This window comes from Intrasporangium sp. (genome assembly GCF_032907665.1).
In the GTDB taxonomy this organism is placed as follows: Bacteria; Actinomycetota; Actinomycetes; order Actinomycetales; family Dermatophilaceae; genus Intrasporangium.
On the sequence record NZ_JAJJPG010000061.1, the window covers coordinates 19714 to 21550 of the forward strand.

General features: G+C 72.0%; 3 protein-coding genes. All 3 read left to right on the plus strand.

Going from position 1 to position 1837, the window contains the following annotated elements; genetic code table 11:
• The first annotated feature begins 142 nt into the window (after nucleotides 1-142).
• From moaC to LOY02_RS10685, 3 genes are read left to right on the plus strand one after another with little or no spacing between them, the layout of a single operon-like run.
• Entirely contained in the window at nucleotides 143-643 is a 501-nt protein-coding gene (gene moaC / locus LOY02_RS10675) for a cyclic pyranopterin monophosphate synthase MoaC (RefSeq protein ID WP_317182337.1), read from the plus strand.
• Complete coding sequence (locus tag LOY02_RS10680; RefSeq protein WP_317182338.1) at nucleotides 636-1142, plus strand: MogA/MoaB family molybdenum cofactor biosynthesis protein; 507 nt, start codon at nucleotides 636-638, stop codon at nucleotides 1140-1142. The genes moaC and LOY02_RS10680 overlap by 8 nt, the downstream gene beginning before the upstream one ends.
• A 41-nt stretch (nucleotides 1143-1183) precedes the next feature.
• Nucleotides 1184-1819 (plus strand): GNAT family protein, encoded by a 636-nt coding sequence (locus LOY02_RS10685; protein WP_317182339.1) that lies wholly within the window; start codon nucleotides 1184-1186, stop codon nucleotides 1817-1819.
• Nucleotides 1820-1837: the final 18 nt, after the last annotated feature.

Below are 1837 nucleotides of genomic sequence, written 5' to 3' on the forward strand. Positions count from 1 at the left end.
GCCGCAGCAACTTCGCCGGGGCGCAGGTGGTGTGGTGGTGGGGGTCGGTTCGCCGTATCAACTTCGCCGGGGCGCAGGTGGTGTGGTGGTGGGGGTCGGGTGTCGGGGTCAGGTGCCGGGATGGCGGTGACATGATGACCGGGTGGTTGACGAGAGTTCTCAGCGCGCCGGGGAGACGTCCGGCCTGACCCACGTCCGCTCGGACGGGACCGCGCACATGGTCGACGTGTCGGCCAAGCCGGTCTCCTCACGCGAGGCGAGCGCTCGGGGGCGGGTCCTGCTCAGCGCCGAGGCGGTCTCGGCGCTCCGGTCGGGGGTCGTGCCCAAGGGGGACGCCCTTGCCGTGGCCAGGCTCGCCGGGATCCAGGCAGTCAAGCGGACTCCGGAGCTCATCCCGCTCGCCCACCCCATCGCCGTGCACGGGGTCGAGGTCGACCTCACCGTCGCCGACGACGGGGTCGACATCACGGCCACCGTGCGGACCGCCGACCGCACCGGCATCGAGATGGAGGCGCTCACCGCGGTGAGTGTGGCGGCCCTCGCGCTCATCGACATGGTCAAGGCCGTCGACAAGCACGGTCGGATCACCGACGTCCGGGTGACCGCCAAGTCGGGAGGAAGGTCGGGGGACTGGCATGAGTGAGGTTGCGACAGGGCTCGTCGGGGCGGACCGGCGCGCCGTGGTCATCACGTCGTCGAATCGCGCCGCCGCCGGCGTCTACGCCGACCGGTCGGGGCCGGTCATCGTGGACCGGCTCCGGTCATGGGGGTTCTCGGTGGGGGAGCCGATCGTCGTGCCGGACGGGGACGAGTTCGGGCTGGCCCTGCGGGAGGTGCTCGCCTCGGAGCCGGATCTCGTCATCACCACCGGCGGCACGGGACTGACGCCGACCGACGTGACGCCCGAGCAGACGATGCCGCTCCTCGACCGGCTCGTGCCGGGGATCGCCGAGAGCATGCGCGCAGCGGGCGTCGCCAAGGGCGTCCCGACGGCGATGCTCTCGCGGGGCGTGGTCGGGACATCCGGCCGCTGCCTCGTCGTCAACCTGCCGGGCTCCCGTGGCGGTGTGGCCGACGGTCTCGACGTGCTCGAGCCGGTCCTTGCCCACGTGCTGCAGCAGCTCCCGGGTGGGGACCACTGAGGCGGCACGGGCTCCGAGGACCAGTCGACGATGGGCCATCCGTGAGAGTCCCCTGGCGCCGCAAGCATCAGTCCGCCCCCTGGCCGGTCGTCCTGCGCGACGACACGGCCGGGCCGGAGATCGTCCTTCGGCCCTTGCGGCTCGGGGACGAGGACGAGTGGCAGCGGCTCCGCAGCGACAACGATCAGCACGTCCGACCGTGGGAGCCGACCCTGCCGCCCGGGTCGGCGACGCCGCCTCCGGTGCCCTTCGGACGGTTCGTCCGCGAGCTCGACGAGCAGGCCGCGATGGACCGGGCGATGCCGTGGTGCATCGAGGTCCACGGACGCATCGTCGGCCAGGTCCACATCTTCGGGATCGTCCGAGCGGCCCAGCAGTCGGGCTCGGTGGGCTACTGGCTCGCGGAGTCCGAGTCCGGCCGGGGGATCGCGACGCGCGCGCTGGCGGTGGCGATCGACCATGCCCTGGGTCCCGCCGGGCTGCACCGGATCGAGGTCAACATCCGGGTCGACAACGAGCGCTCACTGGCCCTCGTCCGGCGACTGCGGCTGCGGGAGGAAGGCGTCCGCGAGCGATACCTCCACATCGACGGCGCCTGGCGCGACCACCTCAGTTTCGCTGTGACGAGCGAGGAGCTCGGGGCCGAGACGCTGGTCTCACGTTTGTCCCACTTGTAACATCAGCCACTTGCGCGA